This is a genomic window from Burkholderia sp. MS389, assembly GCF_016899425.1.
In the GTDB taxonomy this organism is placed as follows: Bacteria; Pseudomonadota; Gammaproteobacteria; order Burkholderiales; family Burkholderiaceae; genus Burkholderia; species Burkholderia sola.
Genome location: NZ_CP045994.1, coordinates 3,380,520 through 3,402,178 on the forward strand (window position 1 = coordinate 3,380,520; position 21,659 = coordinate 3,402,178).

The 21,659-nt window shown below is 68.3% G+C and carries 24 protein-coding genes; 18 read left to right on the top strand and 6 right to left on the bottom strand.

The features are described from left to right. Positions 1–168: 168 nt before the first annotated feature. The 5 genes from GJG85_RS15710 (at position 169) to GJG85_RS15730 (ending at position 5,952) form a co-directional block, all read left to right on the top strand. Entirely contained in the window at positions 169–2,013 is a 1,845-nt protein-coding gene (locus GJG85_RS15710; protein ID WP_204383445.1) for a phosphodiesterase, read from the top strand. Between the two features lie 397 nt (positions 2,014–2,410). Further along, positions 2,411–3,430 (top strand): LacI family DNA-binding transcriptional regulator, encoded by a 1,020-nt coding sequence (locus GJG85_RS15715; RefSeq protein ID WP_050014304.1) that lies wholly within the window; start codon positions 2,411–2,413, stop codon positions 3,428–3,430. Further along, positions 3,427–4,707, top strand: coding sequence for an AGE family epimerase/isomerase (locus GJG85_RS15720; RefSeq protein ID WP_089488881.1), 1,281 nt, complete (start codon positions 3,427–3,429; stop codon positions 4,705–4,707). The genes GJG85_RS15715 and GJG85_RS15720 overlap by 4 nt, the downstream gene beginning before the upstream one ends. Continuing rightward, positions 4,704–5,612: a carbohydrate kinase gene (locus tag GJG85_RS15725; RefSeq protein WP_089488882.1), complete on the top strand. Its 909-nt coding sequence runs from the start codon at positions 4,704–4,706 to the stop codon at positions 5,610–5,612. Before GJG85_RS15720 ends, GJG85_RS15725 begins: the two co-directional genes overlap by 4 nt. A gap of 118 nt (positions 5,613–5,730) precedes the next feature. Continuing rightward, a complete protein-coding gene (locus GJG85_RS15730) occupies positions 5,731–5,952 on the top strand; it encodes a hypothetical protein (RefSeq protein ID WP_027785622.1) in 222 nt (73 codons plus the stop codon). A 22-nt stretch (positions 5,953–5,974) separates the two neighbouring features. Here the strand turns inward: GJG85_RS15730 and GJG85_RS15735 are convergent, their stop codons facing one another. Next, positions 5,975–6,169: a DUF2905 domain-containing protein gene (locus GJG85_RS15735; RefSeq protein WP_021163761.1), complete on the bottom strand. Its 195-nt coding sequence runs from the start codon at positions 6,167–6,169 to the stop codon at positions 5,975–5,977. A gap of 12 nt (positions 6,170–6,181) precedes the next feature. Further along, positions 6,182–7,372, bottom strand: a complete 1,191-nt coding sequence (locus GJG85_RS15740) for a class I SAM-dependent methyltransferase (protein WP_089488883.1) — start codon at positions 7,370–7,372, stop codon at positions 6,182–6,184. 13 nt (positions 7,373–7,385) lie between these two features. On the opposite strand from GJG85_RS15740, the gene GJG85_RS15745 reads away from it, so the two are divergent. The 9 genes from GJG85_RS15745 (at position 7,386) to GJG85_RS15785 (ending at position 14,560) form a co-directional block, all read left to right on the top strand. After that, positions 7,386–8,129, top strand: coding sequence for an SDR family oxidoreductase (locus GJG85_RS15745; protein WP_089488884.1), 744 nt, complete (start codon positions 7,386–7,388; stop codon positions 8,127–8,129). Between the two features lie 75 nt (positions 8,130–8,204). Beyond that, positions 8,205–8,609, top strand: coding sequence for a dihydroneopterin aldolase (locus tag GJG85_RS15750; RefSeq protein WP_124593486.1), 405 nt, complete (start codon positions 8,205–8,207; stop codon positions 8,607–8,609). Beyond that, the gene (gene ttcA / locus GJG85_RS15755; RefSeq protein WP_204383447.1) at positions 8,606–9,601 is read left to right on the top strand and encodes a tRNA 2-thiocytidine(32) synthetase TtcA; all 996 of its coding nucleotides are present in this window, start codon (positions 8,606–8,608) and stop codon (positions 9,599–9,601) included. Before GJG85_RS15750 ends, ttcA begins: the two co-directional genes overlap by 4 nt. A 136-nt stretch (positions 9,602–9,737) precedes the next feature. Further along, positions 9,738–11,099, top strand: a complete 1,362-nt coding sequence (gene glmU, locus GJG85_RS15760) for a bifunctional UDP-N-acetylglucosamine diphosphorylase/glucosamine-1-phosphate N-acetyltransferase GlmU (RefSeq protein WP_204383449.1) — start codon at positions 9,738–9,740, stop codon at positions 11,097–11,099. A gap of 54 nt (positions 11,100–11,153) precedes the next feature. Next, entirely contained in the window at positions 11,154–12,971 is a 1,818-nt protein-coding gene (gene glmS, locus GJG85_RS15765; RefSeq protein WP_050014297.1) for a glutamine--fructose-6-phosphate transaminase (isomerizing), read from the top strand. 130 nt (positions 12,972–13,101) lie between these two features. Then, positions 13,102–13,467: a type II toxin-antitoxin system RelE/ParE family toxin gene (locus GJG85_RS15770; RefSeq protein WP_011546384.1), complete on the top strand. Its 366-nt coding sequence runs from the start codon at positions 13,102–13,104 to the stop codon at positions 13,465–13,467. Then, a complete protein-coding gene (locus GJG85_RS15775; RefSeq protein WP_050014296.1) occupies positions 13,460–13,780 on the top strand; it encodes a DNA-binding transcriptional regulator in 321 nt (106 codons plus the stop codon). Before GJG85_RS15770 ends, GJG85_RS15775 begins: the two co-directional genes overlap by 8 nt. 70 nt (positions 13,781–13,850) lie before the next feature. Then, positions 13,851–14,342: a hypothetical protein gene (locus GJG85_RS15780; protein ID WP_204383451.1), complete on the top strand. Its 492-nt coding sequence runs from the start codon at positions 13,851–13,853 to the stop codon at positions 14,340–14,342. Beyond that, positions 14,342–14,560 carry a hypothetical protein gene (locus GJG85_RS15785; protein WP_006477594.1) on the top strand — a complete coding sequence of 73 codons (219 nt, stop codon included), beginning with the start codon at positions 14,342–14,344 and terminating at the stop codon, positions 14,558–14,560. The genes GJG85_RS15780 and GJG85_RS15785 overlap by 1 nt, the downstream gene beginning before the upstream one ends. Before the next feature lie 128 nt (positions 14,561–14,688). Here the strand turns inward: GJG85_RS15785 and GJG85_RS15790 are convergent, their stop codons facing one another. Together GJG85_RS15790 and GJG85_RS15795 are read right to left on the bottom strand one after the other, a co-directional pair. Further along, a complete protein-coding gene (locus GJG85_RS15790) occupies positions 14,689–15,525 on the bottom strand; it encodes an FTR1 family protein (RefSeq protein ID WP_089488886.1) in 837 nt (278 codons plus the stop codon). Positions 15,526–15,537: 12 nt separating this feature from the next. After that, a complete protein-coding gene (locus GJG85_RS15795) occupies positions 15,538–15,870 on the bottom strand; it encodes a cupredoxin domain-containing protein (protein WP_006488047.1) in 333 nt (110 codons plus the stop codon). A 323-nt stretch (positions 15,871–16,193) separates the two neighbouring features. Here GJG85_RS15795 and GJG85_RS15800 point away from each other — a divergent pair, with 323 nt between their 5' ends. Continuing rightward, positions 16,194–16,394 (top strand): heavy-metal-associated domain-containing protein, encoded by a 201-nt coding sequence (locus tag GJG85_RS15800; RefSeq protein WP_050014293.1) that lies wholly within the window; start codon positions 16,194–16,196, stop codon positions 16,392–16,394. 60 nt (positions 16,395–16,454) lie between these two features. Here GJG85_RS15800 and GJG85_RS15805 read toward each other — a convergent pair whose 3' ends face one another. Both GJG85_RS15805 and GJG85_RS15810 read right to left on the bottom strand, forming a co-directional pair. Beyond that, positions 16,455–17,945 carry an aldehyde dehydrogenase gene (locus tag GJG85_RS15805; RefSeq protein ID WP_050014292.1) on the bottom strand — a complete coding sequence of 497 codons (1,491 nt, stop codon included), beginning with the start codon at positions 17,943–17,945 and terminating at the stop codon, positions 16,455–16,457. An 88-nt stretch (positions 17,946–18,033) separates the two neighbouring features. Then, positions 18,034–18,585, bottom strand: coding sequence for a cupin domain-containing protein (locus tag GJG85_RS15810; protein WP_011546390.1), 552 nt, complete (start codon positions 18,583–18,585; stop codon positions 18,034–18,036). Positions 18,586–19,040: 455 nt separating this feature from the next. Between GJG85_RS15810 and GJG85_RS35000 the strand changes: the two genes are divergently transcribed. From GJG85_RS35000 to GJG85_RS15820, 3 genes are all read left to right on the top strand, one after another. Beyond that, a complete protein-coding gene (locus GJG85_RS35000) occupies positions 19,041–19,223 on the top strand; it encodes a hypothetical protein (RefSeq protein ID WP_006488040.1) in 183 nt (60 codons plus the stop codon). Between the two features lie 283 nt (positions 19,224–19,506). Then, on the top strand, positions 19,507–20,292 hold the full coding sequence (locus GJG85_RS15815) for a gamma-glutamyl-gamma-aminobutyrate hydrolase family protein (protein WP_050014291.1): 786 nt from the start codon (positions 19,507–19,509) through the stop codon (positions 20,290–20,292). 28 nt (positions 20,293–20,320) lie between these two features. Beyond that, positions 20,321–21,658, top strand: a complete 1,338-nt coding sequence (locus GJG85_RS15820; RefSeq protein ID WP_050014290.1) for a glutamine synthetase family protein — start codon at positions 20,321–20,323, stop codon at positions 21,656–21,658. The last annotated feature ends 1 nt before the right edge of the window (position 21,659 follow it).

The window sequence follows — 21,659 nt, forward strand, 5'->3', positions numbered from 1 at the left end:
CTGGCCGCCTTCCGCCTTCCGCCTTCCGCTTCCCGTTCCAGCCCCCCACCCCGATGCGCGTCCGGCTCGATGCACCGGCAACGCCCGTCGTGTCACGAAATCTTCATTCAATTCTCCGCGAGCGGTGCCGTTAAGCCGATCGTCCCGTCGATTCGGCTGCCCTCGCCCATGCCCGCGCCCTCCTCCGATTCCGCCGCCCCCCGCACCACGCGCCTGATCGCGGAGCGCGCGCTCGCCGCCGTGTTCCAGCCGATCGTCGACCTCGGATCGGGAACGGTCGTCGGTTACGAAGGGCTGATCCGCGGCCCGCGCGGCACCGACCTCGAGCCGCCCGCCGCGCTGTTCGCGCAGGCCGCGCGCGAAGGCGAAACCATCGCGCTCGAACGGGCCGCCGCGCTCACCTGCCTCGACGCGTTCGCGGCGCTCGGCTGCGACGGCAAGCTGTTCCTCAATTTCAGCGCGGGCACGATCCTCACGCTCGCCAGCGAACGCGAGCGCGCACGCCAGTTCCTCGGTCGCGCGCGGATCGGCGCCGAGCGCATCGTGATCGAGCTCACCGAGCAGAACGCGATTCCCGATCTCGCGGACATCGGGCCGGCGGTCGCGACGCTGCGCGACGCCGGCATCCAGTTCGCGCTCGACGACTACGGCACCGCGAACGCGAGCATGAACCTGTGGCTGCGCCTGCACCCGGACGTCGTGAAGATCGACCGCTTCTTCATCCACGACATCGCGCACGACCCGCTCAAGTTCGAGGCCGTGAAGGCGATGCAGCACTTCGCGCAGGCGAGCGGTGCGAAGCTGATCGCGGAAGGCATCGAGAACGAATGCGACCTGATCGTCGTGCGCGACATGGGCATCTGCTGCGTGCAGGGCTTCCTGCTCGGCCGGCCGCACGCGCAGCCGTCGCGGGTGGTCGCGCCGGCCGCGCGCGACGCGATCCGCGCGCCGCACATCGCGGTGTTTCCCGGCGTGACGCGCGCGGTACGGCCGGCCGGCACGATCGCCGGGAAGATGCTCGTGCCCGCGCCGGCGCTGCCGCGCGACGCGACCAGCAACGACGTGCTCGACCTGTTCAACCGGATGCCCGATCTGCACGCGGTCGCGCTCGTCGAGCGCGGGCGGCCCGTCGCGCTCGTCAATCGCCGCGGCTTCATCGACCGTTTCGCGCTGCCGTATCACCGCGAGGTGTTCGGGAAAAAGCCGTGCCTGCAGTTCGCGAACGATGCGCCGCTGATGATCGACAACGCAACCACGTTCGAGCAGCTCGCGACGCTGCTCGCGCGTCACGACCAGCGCTATCTCGCGGACGGCTTCGTGATCACCGAACACGGCCGCTATGTCGGCCTCGGCACCGGCGAGAGCCTCGTGCGCACGGTGACCGAGATGCGCATCGAGGCCGCGCGCTACGCGAATCCGCTGACGTTCCTGCCCGGCAACATCCCGATCAGCGCGCACATCGACCGCCTGCTCCAGCGCGACGCCGGCTTTCACGCGTGCTACGTCGACCTGAACCAGTTCAAGCCGTTCAACGACCAGTACGGCTACTGGCAGGGCGACGAAGTGCTGAAGTTCGCCGCGACGGTGCTGGCCGGCGTGTGCGATCCGCAGCGCGACTTTCTGGGCCACGTCGGCGGCGACGATTTCCTCGTGCTGTTCCAGCGCGACGACTGGCGCGAGCGCGCCGCCGACGCGATCGCGCGCTTCAACGACGGCGCGCAGCTCTTCTATACGCAGGCCGACCGCCAGGCGGGCGGGCTGCGCGGCGAGGACCGCCACGGCAACCCGGCGTTCTTCGGCTTCGTGACGATGGCGATCGGCGCGGTCGGCGTGCCGGCCGGCGCGCACGGCGCAAAGCGCTACGGCAGCGACGAGATCGCGTCGGTCGCGGCGCTCGCGAAGCGGCGGGCGAAGCAGCAGCCGGACGGGCTCGCGGTCGTCGATCTCGATGCCGGCCGCGCTGCGCTGCGCGATCGCGGCGAACCGCCGGCCGTGGCGATCGGGGCGGGCTGAACGGCGGGCAGGCGTCGCGGGCGCACGGGAAACGCTCGCGCAACGTGCGGCGGCGCCGATGCCCGGCCGGCGCAAGGTTCAGCTGTTGCGCAACCGCGCCGTTGGTCGCAGGCTGCTGCCACGGCGCGGCGCGCCGTGACGCTCGCCTCGGCCCGTAGTCCGGGGGCCCCCGGCGGCCCCCGGCTGCCCCTTTTCGGCGCGCCGTCGGCGCCGACCCACGCCCGCACACCCACCTTGCCTTTTTCTCGTTTTGTTTAGTATTTTTAGTAACGATGTTTTCGCAGATTAGCGCCTAAAAACCCGTTATTTGCGGGTATTCCCCGGTTATCCGGCCCGAATTCCGCGAGATTTTTTACTATACAATCGCTTCCACCCTAAACAAACCGGACCCCGAACGATGGGTACGACCATTCGCGACGTGGCGCGGGCGGCTGAGGTCTCGATCGGCACCGTCTCCCGCGCGCTGAAAAACCAGCCCGGCCTGTCCGAAGCCACGCGCGCGCGCATCGTCGAGATCGCGCGACAGCTCGGCTACGATCCCGCCCAGCTGCGGCCGCGCATCCGCCGGCTCACCTTCCTGCTGCACCGCCAGCACAACCGCTTTCCCGCGAGCCCGTTCTTCTCGCATGTGCTGCACGGCGTCGAGGACGCGTGCCGCGAGCGCGGCATCGTGCCGACGTTGCTCACGGTCGGCCCGAACGACGACGTGCTGCGCCAGATGCGCCCGCATGCGCCCGACGCGATCGCGGTCGCCGGCTTCATCGAGCCCGAGACGATCGAGGCGCTCGCCGCCACCGGCCGGCCGCTCGTGCTGATCGACCTGTGGGCGCCCGGCTTACGCTCGGTCAACATCGACAACGCGACGGGCGCGGCGCTCGCGATGCGCCACCTGCTCGCCACCGGCCGCTCGCGGATCGCCTTCATCGGCGGCTCGGCCGCGCACTACAGCATCGCGCAGCGTGCGATCGGCTACCGGCGCGCGTTCTTCGAAGCCGGGCGGCTGTTCGATCCCGCGTACGAAGTGACGATCGACGCGGGGCTCGACCCCGACACGGGTGCCTCGCGTGCGATGGAGCAACTGCTCGACGCGCCCGGCCCGCGCCCCGACGCCGTGTTCGCGTACAACGACGCGGCCGCGCTGGCCGCGCAGCGCGTGTGCATCGCGCGCGGCCTGCGGATTCCGGACGACATCGCGATCGTCGGCTTCGACGACATCCCGGCCGCCGCGCACGCGAACCCGCCGCTCACGACGCTCGCGGTCGACAAGGAAGCGCTCGGCCGCCGCGGCGTCGAACTGCTGCTCGCGGAATCGCCCGAGCGCACCGAGATCTCCCTGCCCGTCGAGCTGATCGTGCGGGCCAGCAGCCAGCCCGCCGGCTCCCCGGCATTCGATACCGCCACGGTCCAAGAATCATGAACATGCCCCCGGTCCACTCCCGCGCCGCCGCGCCGGCCAGCCACGCGCAAGCGGCACCGTTCGTCGCGAGCTTTCGCGACCCGTCGTTCCTGCTGTCGCACATCGAAGACACGCTGCGCTTCTACGCGACGAACGCATTCGACCCGACGGGCGGCTTCTACCATTACTTCCGCGACGACGGCAGCGTCTACAACCGCACGTCGCGCCACCTCGTCAGCACCTGCCGGTTCGTCTTCAACTACGCGATGGCGTACCGCCATTTCGGCGATCCGCGGCATCTCGACTACGCGCGCCACGGGCTGCGTTTCCTGCGCGACGCGCACTGGGACGACGCGCTGCAGGGCTACGACTGGGAACTCGACTGGCGCGACGGCGCGAAGCACGCGACGCTCGACGGCACGCGCCACTGCTACGGGCTCGCGTTCGTGCTGCTCGCGGCCGCGCACGCGACGATGGCCGGCATCGGCGAAGCGCGGGCGCTGATCGCGTCGACCTACGAGCTCGCCGAGCACCGCTTCTGGGATGCGGCCGCGGGCCTGTACGCTGACGACGCGACGCCGAACTGGAACGTGTCGACGTATCGCGGCCAGAACGCGAACATGCATATGACGGAAGCGCTGCTCGCCGCGTACGAGGCGACCGGCCACCTGACGTACCTCGATCGCGCGGAAAAGGTCGCATCCCACATCACGCAGCGCCAGGCCGCGCTGTCGGGCGGGCTCGTGTGGGAGCACTACCATGCGGACTGGTCGATCGACTGGGACTACAACAAGGAAGACAGCTCGAACATCTTCCGTCCGTGGGGCTTCCAGCCCGGGCACCAGACCGAATGGGCGAAGCTGCTGCTGATCCTCGAGCGGCACCGTCCGCTCGACTGGCTCGCGCCGCGCGCGGCCGAGCTGTTCGACGCGGCGCTCACGCACGCGTGGGACACCGATCACGGCGGCCTCTGCTACGGCTTCGGCCCCGACTTCACGATCTGCGACCACAACAAGTATTTCTGGGTGCAGGCGGAAACCTTCGCGGCGGCCGCGATGCTCGGCGCGCGCACCGGCAGCGAGCGCTTCTGGGACTGGTACGACGAGATCTGGCGCTACAGCTGGGCGCATTTCGTCGATCACCGCTACGGCGCGTGGTACCGGATCCTCACCTGCGACAACCGCAAGTACAGCGACGAGAAGAGCCCGGCCGGCAAGACCGACTATCACACGATGGGCGCCTGCTACGACGTGCTCGCGACCCTCGCGCGCCTGCAACGCAGCGAGCCGACGCAATGAGCGGCGGCACGTTTCCGGCTTTCGTGTCGGCGGGCGACATCCTGACCGACATGGTGCGCGCGGGCGACGCGCAGTGGACGTCGGTGCCGGGCGGCGCCGGCTGGAACGTCGCGCGCGCGGTCGCGCGGCTCGGCCTACCGAGCGCGCTCGCCGGGTCGATCGGCGAAGACTGCTTCTCCGACGTGCTGTGGCGCACGAGCGAAGCGGCCGGGCTCGACCTGCGCTTCCTGCAGCGCGTCGCGCGGCCGCCGCTGCTCGCGATCGTCCACGAGACGCGGCCGCCCGCATACTTCTTCATCGGCGAAGCGAGCGCCGATCTCGCGTTCGATCCGGCGCGGCTGCCGGCCGGCTGGACCGAGCACGTGCAATGGGCGCATTTCGGCTGCATCAGCCTCGTGCGCGAACCGCTCGCGGGCACGCTGGCCGCACTCGCAGCCGACCTGCACGCACGCGGCGTGAAGATCAGCTTCGATCCGAACTACCGGAACCTGATGACGGCCGCGTTCCGGCCGACGCTGGAGAAGATGGCCGCGCTCGCCGACCTGATCAAGGTGTCCGACGAAGACCTGCGGCACCTCTTCGGCGGCGACGGCCCCGACGCGATCGCGGCGGTGCGCGCGCTGAACCCGCGGGCGGCCGTGCTCGTCACGCGCGGCGCGCAGGCGGCGACGCTCTACGCGGACGGCGACGTGCACGAGGCCAGCCCGCCGCGCGTCGAGGTGGCCGATACCGTCGGCGCGGGCGACGCGTCGATCGGCGGCCTGCTGTTCAGCCTGATGGCCGCGCCGCAGCGCGGCTGGCGCGAGCATCTCGCGTTCGCGCTCGCGGCCGGCGCCGCCGCGTGCCGGCACACCGGCGCGCACGCGCCGACGCTCGACGAGGTCGTCGCGCTGCTCGAAGGTTGAACAGGCGTTGAAGGGACGCGCAGGCAGGTGACCGGTCGCTGATCGGTCACCAATAAACCGCGTTCACCATGCTGCGCCGCAGTGCTACGATGAAGCGTCCTTTTTGCGGGAGAGCACGATGGACACGAACACGTTCACGAAAGGCATCTACACGGCCAAGGCGCATACCCAGCATGCGGGCAACGGGCAGTTCCAGGGTTACGTGATCCTCGCGCGCGACGACGGGGACGACACCGAGAACATGCGCTACGACGTCCACTCGACGAGCCCCAGCGAGGAAGAAGCGTTCGACGAGGCGAAGGCGCTCGCGCACCGGATCCTCGGCGAGATCGAGCTGTGACGCGCCCCTTTTTCGGCGCGGCTCAGAGCAGCCGCGCCACCATCGATACCAGCATCGTCAGCACCAGCGTCGACATGAACGGGAACGGGTAGCGCCGCCCGCCGAGCGTCAGCGTGACGTCGCCCGGCATCCGCCCGATCCCGAGCTTGCCGAGCCACGGCCAGCAGCGCGTCAGGATCATCACCGCGACGAACGTCGTCAATAGCCAGCGGAGCATGTCGGGTTCCAATCAAAGCGCGTGCGAGCGGTCGCCGCGCGCGAACGCGTCGAGCGTGCCGTCGATCCCGCGCGAAAACGCGATCACCTTGAACAACTCGCCCATCTCGGCTTCCGAGATCAGCTTCTGCACCGCGTTCGCGGCCGGCAGGAACGCACGGACGTCGGACGGATCGATCGCGGCCAGCGCGTCGGTGACGCCTGCGTTCAACAGGAAGCGCGCCTGCGACGTGTAGCCGAGCAGATCGGCGCCGGTCGCGACGCCCGCGTCGTAGATGCCGGTGAATTCGACGTGCGCGGTAATGTCCTGCAGGCCCGGGTACACGAACGGGTCGTCGTGCGCGTGGTGACGGTAGTGGCACATCAGCGTGCCGCGGTCGCGCTGCGGGTGGTAGTACTCGTGCGCGGGAAAACCGTAGTCGACCAGCAGCACCGCACCGCGCGCAAGCATCGTGCAGACGGTGCGCGTGAACGCGAGCGCGGCCTCGTGCGTTTCGGTCACGTAGCCGTCGCCGACGTCGAGCGTCGCGAGCACCGCCGGCAGGCCGGCGGCGCCGACCGGCCGGTCGGCGAACACGAACGCGTGCCGCGCGTCGAGCGCGACGCCGCGCTCGCGCCACGCGCCGTCCACCTTCGCGAAGAGGCGCACCGGCATCGCATCGAGCACCTCGTTGCCGACCACGACCCCGTCGAACCGCTCGGGCAGCGCGTCGAGCCAGCGCACCTTCGCGGTCAGCGCCGGCACCGCGGCTTCGATCGTGTCGCGCTGCCGTTCGCGCAGCTCGCCGGACAGGTCGACGATCAGGTATTCGTCGAGTTCGACGCCCGACGCATCGAGCGCCGCGAGCAGCCCGGCCGCGAGCTTGCCGGTGCCGGCGCCGAATTCCATCACGCGGCGCGTGCCGCTCACCGCGAGCGCTTCGGCGATGGGGTTCGCGAGCGTCTGCGCGAACAGCGGCGACAGCTCGGGCGCGGTGACGAAGTCGCTGCCATCGTCGGCGCGGCGCCCGAACTTGCGCGCGCCGCCGCTGTAATAACCGAGGCCCGGCGCATACAGCGCGCGTTCCATGAAGCGGTCGAACGGCAGCCAGCCGCCGGCCGCCGCGATCTCGTCGCGCAGTTGCGCGGCGAGGGTTTCGGACTGCGCGAGCGCGTCAGGGCCGGGAGCAGGTAAACTAGCGGGTTCGTGAGCTTTCGGGTTCATCCCGGCATTGTAAATGACCGTTTCAGCCGATACGTCGACCCCACGCGTGGTGCTCGTCACGGGCGCCGTGGGCAGCGCGGCGGACGCCGCGTCGATCGGCCGCGCGCTCGCGACGGGTTTCGCCCGCCGCGGCTGGGACGTCGCGCTGCAGCGCAGCCAACGCGCGCCGCGCGCGGCCGCCGACGCGCTCGTCGCCGAAGTCGCGGCGCTCGGCCGCCGCGGGGTCGTGCTCGACGCCGATCTGGCCGTGGAAGCCGATGCCGCGGGCCTCGTCGCCGCGTGCGGCGAAGCGCTCGACCGGCCCGCATGTGCGGTGTTCGTCAGCGCCAGCGCCGGCGCCGACGACGCGCACACGGTGGACGCTGCGTCGCTGGCTGCCGCGCTCGCGCGCAACGTGACGGCGCCGCTCGCGCTGGCCCGCGCGCTCGCCGACGCGACGCCCGACGCCGCGCGCAACGACGAAACGCTGCGCGCGTGCGCGATCCACGTACTGGATCAGGCCCTGTTTCATCCGGCGCCGGCGCAGCTGTCGCACGCGCTGATGCAGGCCGCGTTGAACCGCGCGACGTCGGCGCTCGCGCTGGCGCTCGCGCCGAAGGTGCGGGTCGCGGCGCTCGTGCGCGGCCACGCGCCGCACGCGGACGACATCGCGGCGGCCGCCTGCTATCTCGCGAGCGCGCCCGGCGTGACGGGCGCGACGCTGACCGTCGACGGCGGCGAGCACCTGGTGCCGCCGGCCGCCGGCCCGAATGAATGAACCGCGCGGGCGCGGCCTGACCGCCGCCGTCCGCGCCGCTTTGCGTGCGCGCACGCCAATTTGACTGGGACGACCATGTTTTCCGCTCTCCTGCACCCCCGCCTCGCGGATTGCCGCAGGCTCTACCTGCGCGACTACGAGGTGCACATCAACATCGGGGCCTTCGAACACGAGAAGCGCGGCGAGCAGCGCGTCGTCATCAACGTCGACCTGTTCGTGCCGCTTGCGCAGTCGACGCCCGTCGACGACCGGCTGCATGAAGTCGTCGACTACGACCTGATGAAGCAGAGCGTCGCGCAGAGCCTCGCGCGCGGCCACATTCACCTGCAGGAAACGCTGTGCGATTCGATCGCCGCGCACCTGCTGGCGCACGACGCCGTGCGCGCGGTACGCGTCCGTACCGAGAAACCGGACGCCTATCCGGACTGCGACGCCGTCGGCGTCGAAGTCTTTCGCATCAAGGACGAGGAGCGCGCATGAACGCCCCCCACATGAACGACACGGCGGCCGACGCCACGACCGCCGACACCGGCCGCCCCGCGCTGACGCGCCGCGAGCAGAAGGAAGCGTACGAGAACAACAAGCTGTTCAAGCGGATCGTGCGCCAGGTCGGCCAGGCGATCGGCGACTACAACATGATCGAGCAGGGCGACAAGGTGATGGTGTGCCTGTCGGGCGGCAAGGACAGCTACGCGATGCTCGACGTGCTGCTGCGCCTGCGCGAGCGCGCGCCGATCGACTTCGACATCGTCGCGGTGAACCTCGACCAGAAGCAGCCGGGCTTCCCCGAGCACGTGCTGCCCGAATACCTGAAGCAGGTCGGCGTGCCGTTCCACATCGAGAACCAGGACACCTACAGCATCGTCAAGCGGCTCGTGCCGGAAGGCAAGACAACCTGCTCGCTGTGCTCGCGGCTGCGCCGCGGGATCCTGTACCGCGTGGCCGGCGAGCTCGGCGCGACCAAGATCGCGCTCGGCCATCACCGCGACGACATCGTGCAGACGCTGCTGCTGAACATGTTCTACGGCGGCAAGCTGAAGGGAATGCCGCCGAAGCTGCAGTCGGACGACGGCAAGAACATCGTGATCCGCCCGCTCGCGTACGTGAAGGAAACCGATCTCGAGAAATACGCGGAGCTGCGCGAATTCCCGATCATCCCGTGCAATCTGTGCGGCAGCCAGCCGAACCTGAAGCGCGCGGAAATGAAGGCGCTGATCCGCGACTGGGACAAGCGCTTCCCGGGCCGCGTCGACAACATGTTCAACGCGCTCGCGAAGGTCGTGCCGTCGCATCTGATGGACACGACGCTGTACCCGTTCCAGTCGCTGCGCGCGACGGGCGAAGCCGACCCGCAAGGCGACATCGCGTTCGACGAGGAGCCGTGCGCATCGGGCGACGACGCGGCGGCGCCGGGCGCCGGCAAACCGATCGCGGCCCGACCGATCTCGATCGTCCAGTTCGACGACCTGTAAGCAGGGACCGAACACCCGCCGAAACCGGCGCCAACGGCGTCGTTTCGGCGGTGTCGCCGCGCCGCGACAGGCCCGGAGCGACAAGGGCCGCATGCTAAAATGGACGGCTTCGAACTCCCTGACCCAAGCGCGCGCCATGAATATCGTGATTTTGGCGGCAGGCACCGGCAAGCGCATGCGTTCCGCGCTGCCGAAAGTGCTTCACCCCCTGGCCGGCAGGCCGCTCCTCTCCCACGTCATCGACACCGCGCGCACGCTGCAGCCGTCCCGGCTCGTCGTCGTCGTCGGCCACGGCGCCGAGCAGGTCCAGGCGGCCGTCGCCGCGCCCGACGTCCAGTTCGCGGTGCAGGCCGAGCAGCTCGGCACCGGCCACGCGGTGCGCCAGGCGCTGCCGCTCCTCGATCCCGCGCAACCGACGCTCGTGCTGTACGGCGACGTGCCGCTCACGCGCGCGTCGACGCTGCAGCGTCTCGTCGACGCCGCGCACGACGGCCGCTACGGGATCCTGACCGTCACGCTCGACGACCCGACCGGTTACGGCCGCATCGTGCGCGACGCGGCCGGCTTCGTCACGCGCATCGTCGAGCAGAAGGATGCGTCGCCGGACGAGCTGCGGATCGCCGAGATCAACACCGGCATCATCGTCACGCCGACGGCCCAGCTGTCGATGTGGCTCGGCGCGCTGAAGAACGAAAACGCGCAGGGCGAGTACTACCTGACCGACGTCGTCGAACTCGCGATCGAGGCCGGCTTCGAGGTCGTCACGTCGCAGCCCGACGACGAGTGGGAAACGCTCGGCGTGAACAGCAAGGCGCAGCTCGCGGAACTCGAACGCATCCATCAGCGCAACGTCGCCGATGCGCTGCTCGTCGACGGCGTCACGCTCGCCGATCCGGCGCGCGTCGACGTGCGCGGCACGCTGCGCTGCGGCCGCGACGTGTCGATCGACGTGAACTGCGTGTTCGAAGGCAACGTGACGCTCGCCGACGACGTGACGATCGGCGCGAACTGCGTGATCCGCAACGCATCGATCGGCGCGGGTACGCGCATCGACGCGTTCACGCACATCGACGGCGCCGTGCTGGGCGCGCACACCGTGATCGGCCCGTACGCGCGGCTGCGCCCGGGCGCGCAGCTCGCGGACGAAGCGCACGTCGGCAACTTCGTCGAGGTGAAGAACGCGGTGATCGGCCACGGCTCGAAGGCGAACCACCTCACGTACATCGGCGACGCCGACATCGGTGCGCGCGTGAACATCGGCGCCGGCACGATCACCTGCAACTACGACGGCGCGAACAAGTTCCGCACCGTGATCGAGGACGACGTGTTCGTCGGCTCCGACACGCAGCTGGTCGCGCCCGTGCGCGTTGGCCGCGGCGTGACGATCGCGGCCGGCACGACGATCTGGAAGGACGTCGCCGAAGGCGTCCTCGCGTTGAACGAGAAGACGCAGACCGCGAAGAGCGGCTACGTCCGCCCGGTCAAGAAAAAGAGCTGAACCATTTGCGGGCGCCCGCGAGGCGCCCGCTTCGACTGACAGGATTGACCATTCATGTGCGGCATTGTCGGCGCAGTTGCGCAGCGTAATATCGTTCCGGTGCTGATCGAAGGATTGCGGCGCCTCGAATACCGTGGCTACGACTCCTGCGGCGTCGCCGTGCTCGAACCGGGCGCGCCGAAGCGCGCGCGCAGCGTCGCGCGCGTCGCCGATCTCGATGCGCAGGTGCGCGACACGCATCTCGAAGGCACGACCGGCGTCGCGCACACGCGCTGGGCCACGCACGGCGCGCCCGTCACGCACAATGCGCACCCGATCTTCTCGTCGAACGCGCTCGCGCTCGTGCACAACGGCATCATCGAGAACTTCGAGACGCTGCGCGAAACGCTGCGCGCGAAGGGCTACGAATTCGTATCGCAGACCGACACCGAAGTAATCGCGCACCTCGTGCACAGCCTGTATCGCGGCAACCTGTTCGACGCGGTGCGCGAAGCCGTGCAGCAACTGCACGGCGCGTATGCGATCGCGGTGACGCACAAGGACCAGCCGCATACCGTCGTCGGCGCGCGCCAGGGTTCGCCGCTCGTCGTCGGTCACGGCGACGGCGAGAACTTCCTCGCGTCCGACGCGCTCGCGCTGGCCGGCAGCACCGACCGCTTCACGTTCCTCGAGGAAGGCGACGTGTGCGAGCTGTCGCTCGACGGCGTGACGATCGTCGATCGCCACGGCGCCACCGTGCAGCGTGAAACCCGTGTCGTCAGCGCATACGGCGGCGCGGTCGAGCTCGGGCCCTATCGCCACTTCATGCAGAAGGAAATCTTCGAGCAGCCGCGCGCGATCGGCGACACCGTGCCGCAAACCGACGCGTTCGACGCGACGCTGTTCGGCGACGCCGCGCCCGCCGCGTTCGCGGAGATCGACAGCCTGCTGATCCTCGCGTGCGGCACGAGCTACTACTCGGGCCTCACAGCGAAATACTGGCTCGAATCGATCGCGAAGATCCCGACCCAGGTCGAGATCGCCAGCGAATACCGCTACCGCGAGTCGGTGCCGAACCCGCGCCAGCTCGTGCTGGTGATCTCGCAATCGGGCGAGACGGCCGACACGCTCGCGGCACTCAAGCATGCGCAGTCGCTCGGCCACACGCATACGCTCGCGGTGTGCAACGTCGCGACGAGCGCGATGGTGCGCCTGACCGAGATGCAGTTCCTGACGCACGCGGGCACCGAGATCGGCGTCGCGTCGACGAAGGCGTTCACGACGCAGCTCGTCGCGCTGTTCGTGCTGGCCGCGACGCTCGGCAAGCTGCGCGGGCACGTCGACGCCGCGCAGGAAGCGCAATTCGTGAAGGAGCTGCGCCACCTGCCGGCCGCGCTGAACAGCGTGCTCGCGCTCGAGCCGCAGATCATCGCGTGGTCGGAGGAATTCGCGCGCAAGGAAAACGCGCTGTTCCTCGGCCGCGGGCTGCACTATCCGATCGCGCTCGAAGGCGCGCTGAAGCTGAAGGAAATCTCGTACATCCACGCCGAGGCCTATCCGGCCGGCGAACTGAAGCACGGGCCGCTCGCGCTCGTCACGGAAGCGATGCCGGTCGTCACGGTCGCGCCGAACGACACGCTGCTCGAGAAGCTGAAGTCGAACATGCAGGAAGTGCGTGCGCGCGGCGGCGAGCTGTACGTGTTCGCGGATGCGGACACGCAGATCGTCAACGACGACGGCCTGCACGTGATCCGGATGCCGGAGCACTACGGGCAACTGTCGCCGATCCTGCACGTCGTGCCGCTGCAACTGCTCGCGTATCACACCGCGTGCGCGCGCGGCACCGACGTCGACAAGCCGCGCAACCTCGCGAAATCGGTGACGGTGGAGTAATACCCGGCGGCGGGATGGCCCCTCGCCGGGCCGTCCCGACCGCGTGCGGGCGCGAAGCAGGCCGTTTGGCCAGGTCGAAATATGTACCACGTAGTGGTATATAATCCTGTGCTAACTCGACCGGCTCGACATGTCTGCTTCCGTACGACGCGTCTTCAAGACGAAGTGGTTTCACAAGGCAGCCGGGAAAGCGGGAATCGCCGATGGCGAGCTCTGCCGCGCGGTGCGGGAACTGGCCCGCGGCCAGGGCGTCGATCTCGGCGGCAACGTGTGGAAGAAGCGTCTGGACGGCAATCGGCAGCGCGGAATCGTGCTGGGCAAGGTCGGGCACACGTGGGTGTTCGTGTTCCTGTTCGCGAAATGCGACCGCGACAACATCGACGCATGCGAACTGCGCGCGTTCAGAAAGCTCGCCGCGGACGTAGGTCGACACACCGACAGCGACATCGCGACGCTGGTCGCACTGAAAGAGCTTGTGGAGATTTGCAATGGCTAAGGGTCGATTCAAGAGCGACGCGACGGAGGCGGTCCACAGCGCCGCGTCGGGGCTGTATCGCGCCAACCTGATCGACAAGAAGACGATGCGGGAATACGACGATCTCTGCATCGAAGCTGCGCCGCAGTTCGATCCGGAAGCGATCGCCCGCATCCGCAAGTCGGTCAACGTCAGCCAGAGCGTGTTCGCGCTCTACCTGAACACGACGACATCGACGATCCGCCAATGGGAACAGGGTGACAAGCGGCCCAGCGGCATCGCCGCGCGCATGCTCCAGATCGTCGAGAAACACGGGCTCGAGGTGTTCTCCTGAGCCGGCTTCTCCGAATGCCCCTGCACGGCCCCGGCTGGACGCGCGCCGCAACGAATATGACGGAGAGACAATGGTAAGACTGTTTGGATGCGGATTGCTGGCGCTGATGTTCGCGTCGACGGGCTGGGCCGCCGAGCACTATGTCGAGGTCTGGAACCCGCCCGAGGCGCGGCACCCGGCGGCGCGTACGCCGGACGCCCGTACGCCGGACGCCCGTACGCCGGCCGCCCGTACGCCGGCCGCCCGCCCAGACGCCGGCGCGCGCACCGGCAAGCGCGCGGAGAAGCACGCGAGCGCCACGCCGAAAGCCGCTGCGAAAGCGCCCAAGCGCCGCGTCGCGCAGGCCGTGAAAGCCGGCTCGAACCGCTCGGCCGCGACCGACACCCCGGCCGCCCCGCGCCCCGTCGCGCACCCCGCGCCCGGGCGTCTCACGGTGATGCAGCCGGCCGCGCCGGACGCGACGCGCGCGCTCACCTTCTCCGACATCCCGCGTCAATACACGCCGGACGGCAACGTGCTGCAGGTCGGCACGCAAGGCCGCTCCGCGGAGGTGACTCGATAATGGAAGCGCAGACCTACCACGGCTACCAGATCTGGGGCCACGCGATCCTCCAGCAGGACGAGATCATGCAGCCCGAGCGCTTCGCGGCGAGCGGCACGATCACGCAGAACAACCGGCTCGTCGAGGCGTCGGGCGTGCTCGGCGTGTTCGACACCGAAGACGATGCGCGCGACGCAGGGCTCGAATGGGCGCGCGCGTGGATCGACAACCACAGCTGACCGGACGCAACCGCGCGCATCCACGGCGGCCGTCGCCGGAGCCGCGCAGGTGCGGCGCGCACCGCAAATGAAAGAAGGGGCGTCCATGACGCCCCTTCTTTCATTCGAACCCGGAAGTCCGCAAACACTCACGCCGCGGCATGCGGCGGCCTCACCGTCTGCTGCGGCCGGCCGACGAGCCGCGCCAGCACGACGATCGCCACCAGCGTCGCGACGTACGCGGCGATCTGGATGCCCGCCGGACGCGCGGTATAGCCGATCAGCGTATGCAGCGCCTTGCCGACGATGCTCGATTCCTTGAGCAGCCACGACGTATCCCAGACCGCATCGCCCCACGACGGCACGAGGCCGGCGGCCAGCAGGAAGCCGACGCACTGGCTCGCCATGCCCGCGGCAAGCAGCACGATCAGCGCGTTCGTGACGGAGAACAGGCGCTTCAGCGGAATCTGCAGCAGGCCCGCATACATCGCGTAGCCGAGCCCGGCGCCGCCGAGCACGCCGAGCAGCCCGCCGGCGATCATCTGCGGCGTCTGCCCGGGCTCGCCCGCCGCGATCCCGTACAGGAACAGCACGGCCTCGGAGCCCTCGCGCAATACCGCGACGCCGACCACGATCGCGAGCCCGGTCAACGGCCGGCTGCCGGCCGCGACCGCGCGGCCGACCTCGCCCATGTGCAGCGCCATTTCGCGGCCGTGCCGGCTCATCCAGATGCAGTGCCACGCGAGCATCAGCGTCGCGACGAACATCACGCCCGCGTTGAAGACTTCCTGCCCCATGCCGGACGCCCATTGCGAGATCACGTCGGCGAACGCCGCGATCAGGCCGGCGCCGACCACGCCGCCGACCAGCCCGCCGGCGACCCACCAGCCGCGCTGCGGCACGCCCTTCGTGGCGGCCATCACGATCGAGACCACCAGCGCGGCTTCGAGCACTTCACGAAAGACGATCAGGGCAGTAGACAGCATGTCGGTATCGGCTTACTTGACGGTCAGGTGCGTCTTCGACTGCGCTTCGTGATACTCGTCGTGGAACTCGTAGGTGCCGGCCTTCAGCGGCCCGACCAGGATCTCGACCGACTTGCCGGCCGGCACGACCTTCTCCGCCTTGAAGTCGTCGCTCTCGAATTCCGCAGGCGTCGCGTCGAGGTTCTTCACGACGAATTTCACTTTCTTGCCGGCAGGGATCGTCACGCCATCGGGCGAAAACTTGTGGTCCTTCAACGTCAGGTTGACGACGTCGTCGGCAGCGAAGGCAGACGTGGCCGAGGCGCCCAGCAGGGCCAGTGCGAAACCGATAGCGAAACGGGTCATGTTCGTAATGAGCGGAAATATTGAAGAGAATCGATACTAAGATCGATTCGCATTTTCACCTCGGAGTACCCTTACTCGGGTCATGGGAATCATGCGTCGTCGATCCCGTGTACCCGTTGCCGCGCAAGGCTCCGCCGAATTTCGCCGACAATGGGCGGCCGTCAATCGGGAAATATTCGGACTGACGCGCGCACGCGAATGGCTATTCGTCATACTTCAGCATTACAAATGGCTGATGCGATGCGCATCGCCGCACTTGACCTTCCCACCATGGCAAGCTTCATGCTGAATGTACTCGTCAACCATCCACCCCGGAGAACACGATGGAATTCGAAGTCCAGGACATGACCTGCGGCGGCTGCGCCAACGCGATCACGCGCGCGGTAACGGCCGCCGACCCCGCCGCGAAGCTCGACATCGACGTCGCGGCGAAGACCGTCAAGGTCGACTCGGCGCAAGGCGCCGCGCGCGTGCAGTCGATCATCGAAGCCGCCGGCTTCCATCCCGCGCTGCGCACCGCGTAACGCGCGCCGAAGGCCGCGGGCGCAGCGCCGGACGGCGACGCGCCCGCGGCCGGCATCCCGTCAGCGCAGCCGGATCAGCGTCGACTTCAGTTCGGTGTACTTCTCGAGCGCATGCAGCGACTTGTCGCGGCCGTTGCCCGACTGCTTGTAGCCGCCGAACGGGAAGTTCATGTCGCCGCCTTCGTCATAGCAGTTCACCCACACGGTGCCCGCACGCAGCCGGCGCGACACGTCGTGCGCGGTCGTCAGGTTCGACGTCCACACGGCCGCGGCCAGCCCGTATTCGGTGTCGTTCGCGATCCGCACGGCCTCGTCGACGTCGTCGAACACGATCACCGACAGCACCGGCCCGAAGATTTCCTCGCGCGCGATCTTCGCATCGGGCTTCACCTCGAACACCGTCGGCTCCACGTAGAAGCCGCCCGTCTCCTCCTTCACGCGCGCACCGCCGGTGACGAGCCGGCCTTCGCTGCGCCCGGCCTCGATATAGCCGAGCACGCGCTCGAGCTGGATGCCGTCGACGATCGCGCCCATCGACACCGACGGATCGAGCGGGTTGCCGGGCACGTACGCGCGCGCGGCCGCGACGAGCTTCTCGATGAACGCATCCTTGATGTCGCGATGCACGAGCAGCCGCGAGCCGGCCGTGCACATCTCGCCCATGTTGTAGAAGATCGCGCCGGCCGCCGTTTGCGCCGCGCGGTCGAGATCGGGGCAATCGGGCAGCACGATGTTCGGCGACTTGCCGCCGAGTTCGAGCCACGCGCGCTTCAGGTTCGACTGCGCCGCATACTGCATGATCAGCTTGCCGACCGCCGTCGAGCCCGTGAACGCGATGCAGTCGACGTCGCGATGCAGCGCGAGCAGCTTGCCCGGTTCGCCCGCGCCCGGCACGACGTTGAACACGCCGGCCGGAATGCCGGCCTCGAACGCGAGCTGCGCGACGCGGATCGCGGTCAGCGGCGATTTCTCCGACGGCTTCAGCACGACGCTGTTGCCGGCCGCGAGCGCGGGGCCGAATTTCCATGCGGCCATCAGGATCGGGAAGTTCCACGGCACGACGGCGGCCACCACGCCGACCGGCTCGCGCGTGACGAGACCGACGAGATGGTGATCGGCCGGCGCGACCTCGCCGCCGACCTTGTCGATCGCCTCGGCGAACCATTCGACGCAGTACGCGGCGCCCGGCACGTCGACCGTCGTCGTGTCGCCGATCGGCTTGCCCGCGTCGAGCGTCTCGAGCAGCGACAGTTCGTCGAGATGCGCGCGCATCAGCGCGGCCCAGCGCAGCAGCACGGCCTTGCGCGCGCGCGGGTTCAGGCCGGCCCATACGCCCGCGTCGAACGCGCGCCGTGCCGCCGCGACGGCCGCGTTCACGTCCGCTTCGCCGCAGTCGGCGACCTTCGCCAGCACGCGGCCATCGATCGGGCTCACGCAGTCGAACGTCTTGCCGTCATGCGCGTCGCGCGACGCGCCATCGATGAATGCGCGCCCTTCGATCTCGAGCGACGCCGCCTTGTGTTGCCAGTCAGCCAAAGTCAACTTTTTCATCAGGATGCCTCAGTGTTTTGACATTCGCGATGCGGCACGCCGCGTGCGTGGCGCGCAGACAGCCCGCAGCGAATGCGGTGACGCGCGGTCAGAAGGTTGCCGGCGAATTGGCCGACACGACCTCGCAGATCAGTTCCGCGCTGGGATTGCGAAAACGATGCGGCAAACGGCTTTCGAAGTAGTAGCCGTCTCCGGGGTCGAGCAGCCACGTCGCGCTATCGACGGTCAGCTCGAGCCGGCCCGACACGACGACGCCGCCCTCGTGCCCCGCGTGCACCAGCATCTCGGGCCCCGTATCGGCCAGCGGCTGGTAGATCTCGCGCAGGATGCACATGTTGCGGTCCTTCACGTTCGCGCCGACCAGGTGAAACGCGAGCGACTCGTTGCCGAGGTTCGGCATCTCGTCGCGACGCGACACGACCGCGCGCGATTCGACGAGCTCGAACGTGAAGAATTCCGCGAGACTCATCGGGATGCATTCGAGCAGTTTCTTCAGCGAGCCGACCGACGGGCTCACGCGGCCCTGTTCGATCAGCGAGATCGTGCCGTTGGTGACGCCGGCGCGTTTCGCGAGTTCGCGCTGCGACAGGCCATGCTTGTTGCGCACGAAACGCAGGCGCTCGGCGACTTCAGTGGACATCGATTCGGTTTCGGACACGATAAGTGCGATGACAAAGTGAAACGACGCGGTGGACTGCCGTTGAATATTCTAATCACTTTATGCCGCACATCAGCGGGGAAAACCCTGAAAGGCGTTCGAAATAATGGACGGCGCATCGGCTATTCCTTTTGCGAATCTTTTGTTCGCACTGCTCGGGAAAGCCCTGATGCAGGACCGTAAAAAAACATTTGACGCCGTTATTGGCTCGTATATGCTGGCTCTCAGGTCAGCGTCATCAGGCTTTCACAGGCATCGAAAAGCGTTATCGCAACGCAACAATTGATGCTCGTCAATGTAAATGACGCACGGCCGGCACCTTGATTATTTTAAACGCCCAGCGCGTCGAAACGATCGGGTGTTCAATACTTTCAACAAACCAGTCGAGTGTAATCGTGAGAGTCCGTGGCCCTCTGGTGAGGTGGGATCGAGGCGATGTGCGAAGTTTGCGCAGCGCCGTTCCCGCTTCCGATGGCAGTTGCGGCTGGCATAGTCCTCGCCTGCTTCACCTGTCGATCTACACCATCCTGTCCCGTCGTTCCGTTCGGCGCCACAACGCCGTTTCCGCACGCGCATTCGTCGCCGTCGATACCGACGAAGTGGCGTCGCTGCTGCCGTAGCGCCTCTCCTTTCTTCACGTCGTTCGTTTTATCTGTCGATTCGCCAACCGCATCGTCCGTGCGGTGACGGAACGCGTTCGCGCATGCGTTGCCGCGTCGCGTATCGCCATGAAACGAACGGCGGCCTGACCGTCGCGCGCAGCGCGGATCGCCACGCCATCCCGTTGCGCCCATTCACCAGCGGCCCTGCGCCTAGCGCCAGGCCGCGGGGTCGTGTCGCGCCCGCGTTTTGCCGCATTCGGGCCGACGCGCGTCACGTCCCTACGGATTACTGATTGACGTCATGGAAAGGAAACCTCTCGTCGGCATCACCGCCGACCTCACCCAGATCGGCGCGCACGCGTCGCATACGGTCGGCGACAAATACGTCGCCGCGATCGTCGACGGCGCGCAGGCGCTCGCGATGGTGCTGCCGGCCCTTGGCGAACGCCAGTCGGTCGGCGACATCCTCGACACGGTCGATGGCCTGCTGTTTACCGGCAGCTACTCGAACGTCGAACCGCATCGGTACGGCGGCGAGCCGAGCGAGCCCGGCACGAAGCACGACCCCGCACGCGACGCGACGACGCTGCCGCTGCTGCGCGCGGCCATCGTCGCGGGCGTGCCCGTGCTTGCCGTGTGCCGCGGCTTCCAGGAGCTGAACGTCGTCTGCGGCGGCACGCTGCACCAGCGCGTGCACGACGTGCCGGGCTTCGCCGATCACCGCGAGGACGACGACGCGCCGATGGACACGCAATACGGCCCCGCGCACGTCGTGCGCCTGACGCCCGGCGGCAAGCTGCATGCGCTCGCCGGCGGCCGCGACGAAGTGCACGTGAACTCGCTGCACAAGCAGGGCATCGCGCAGCTCGGCTCCGGCCTCGCCGTCGAGGCCGTCGCGCCGGATGGCCTGATCGAGGCCGTGAGCGTCGTCGACGCACCGGCGTTCGCGCTGGCCGTGCAGTGGCATCCGGAATGGCGACACGCGCAGGACCCGCTGTCGAGCGCGATCTTCCGCGCGTTCGGCGATGCGTGCCGCGCCCGCCGCGCCGAACGCACCCGCGCCATGGCCGCCGCCGCGCTCGCCTGAGCGCGCCCACCAGACAACGAGAACAGACATGCAAGACATCGAAGACTTTCTGAAGCAGCACCGGATCACCGAGATCGAGGCGATCATTCCCGACATGGCCGGCATCGCGCGCGGCAAGATCACGCCGCGCAACAAGTTCACGTCCGGCGAATCGATGCGCCTGCCGCAGGCCGTGATGGTGCAGACCGTCACCGGCGACTATCCGGAAGACGGGTCGCTGACCGGCGTGACCGACCCCGACATGGTGTGCGTGCCCGACACGTCGACGATCCGCCTGATCCCGTGGGCCGTCGATCCGACCGCGCAGGTGATCCACGACTGCGTGCACTTCGACGGCTCGCCGGTCGAGATCTCGCCGCGCTACGTGCTGCGCCGCGTGCTGGACCTGTACAAGGCGAAGGGCTGGAAGCCGGTCGTGGCGCCCGAGCTCGAGTTCTATCTGGTCGACATGAACAAGGACCCCGACCTGCCGCTGCGTCCACCGGTCGGCCGCACGGGTCGCCCCGAAACCGGCCGCCAGTCGTATTCGATCGAGGCCGTCAACGAATTCGACCCGCTGTTCGAGGATATCTACGAATACTGCGAAGCGCAGAACCTCGACATCGACACGCTGATCCACGAAGTCGGCGCCGCGCAGATGGAGATCAACTTCATGCACGGCGACGCGCTGTCGCTGGCCGACCAGGTGTTCCTGTTCAAGCGCACGGTGCGCGAGGCCGCGCTGCGTCACAACATGTACGCGACGTTCATGGCCAAGCCGATGGAAGACGAACCGGGTTCGGCGATGCACGTACACCAGAGCATCGTCGACGAGGAAACGGGCCAGAACCTGTTCACGTCGCAGGAAACCGGCGGCGCGACGTCGATGTTCTACAACTATCTCGCGGGGCTGCAGAAGTACACGCCGGCGCTGATGCCGATCTTCGCGCCGTACATCAACTCGTATCGCCGCCTGTCGCGCTTCATGGCCGCGCCGATCAACGTGCAGTGGGGCTACGACAACCGCACGGTGGGTTTCCGCATTCCGCACTCGGGCCCGGCCGCGCGCCGCATCGAAAACCGGATTCCGGGCGTCGACTGCAACCCGTACCTCGCGCTCGCGGCGACGCTTGCAGCCGGCTATCTCGGCATGACACAGCGCCTGGAGCCGACCGAGCCGCTGGTGAGCGACGGCTACAGCCTGCCGTACCAGTTGCCGCGCAACCTCGAGGAAGGGCTGACGCTGATGGCTGCGTGCGAGCCGCTCGGCGAGATCCTCGGACCCAAGTTCCTGAAGGCGTATTTCGCGCTGAAGGAAACCGAATACGAAGCGTTCTTCCGCGTGATCAGCTCGTGGGAACGCCGCCATCTGCTGCTGCACGTTTAAG